This window comes from Oleiphilus sp. HI0043, from assembly GCF_001634935.1.
The window spans coordinates 1-952 of the sequence record NZ_LWEY01000042.1 but is presented as its reverse complement, the minus strand read 5'-3'; the positions used below and the strand labels follow the sequence as shown (position 1 = coordinate 952).

Here is a 952-nt window from a genome sequence, read left to right as displayed (position 1 = left end):
TGGCTTCAAGGTTTTGGATGCTATGATAGTTTTCTCTGGCTTTACTGACGACATCATGGACCTGCTGTTTCACACTGCCCATCTGCTTGTGAGATAACTCAATACTGTCGCTAATATCGTTTGCTGATTCTCGGGATCTGATTGCCAGATTTCGAACTTCATCGGCCACGACTGCAAAGCCTCGCCCATGCTCACCAGCGCGTGCCGCTTCGATTGCAGCATTTAAAGATAGAAGGTTGGTTTGATCGGCAATTTCCCGAATGATGTTAGACATTGCTGCAACATTGTTTGACTGCTCAAACAAGACATCCACCATTTTGACGCTTTCTTCAGACAAGGCAGTCATCTTCTCAATCTCAATGCAGGCTTTTTGCGCTTCGGCACGCCCTTATGCAATTTGCTTACGTGAAGTATCAATGTCGGCATGGGTTTCTCGAACTTGCGTTGCAACATCGCTCACGCTGGCACTCAGTTGAGTGACTGCTGCAGCCGAAGAGGAGATTGCCTGCTTTTGTTCCATGGCATTTTTTGCCGAGGTTGAAGCGCTGATCGATAACTCACTCGCCATATGGTTAAACTCAGTAAAGTAACCGTCTCTATGCTGAACAGAGCGTTCTTGATTGAGTAAATAGTGGCGTAGTGCTTCCAGGACGGAGTGTCCAGATCGAGAATGGAGAGGGAGGTCTCGGTGTTGTACACCGTTTTGTTGAAGTAAGCGTGAAACATCTTTGAGAGGTGCAAAAAACTGGTTTCGTTTATAGATCAGGAATATAGATGAGAGCCCAGAAAGAGCAATAAGAAAAACGGTCCAATATGACGAGGGCTGTATTAGCCACGATGTTAGTGTAATGATCGTTAGTAAGGCGATAAAGGGAGTACTGTCTAGTTTCTCAGCCCAAGGCATATTTCGCATGACAAAGCTCCTCTTGGAAATGCCGATGAATTTGAGTGT

2 protein-coding genes are annotated in these 952 nt (G+C 45.8%); both read right to left on the bottom strand.

Going from position 1 to position 952, the window contains the following annotated elements; all coding sequences use genetic code 11:
- Positions 1 to 346 (bottom strand): methyl-accepting chemotaxis protein (locus A3729_RS01145; protein WP_304439677.1); only part of this gene is annotated, 346 nt, incomplete at its 3' end.
- Between the two features lie 42 nt (positions 347 to 388).
- On the bottom strand, positions 389 to 952 hold a 564-nt coding region (locus tag A3729_RS01140), incomplete at its 5' end, for a hypothetical protein (RefSeq protein ID WP_231877292.1).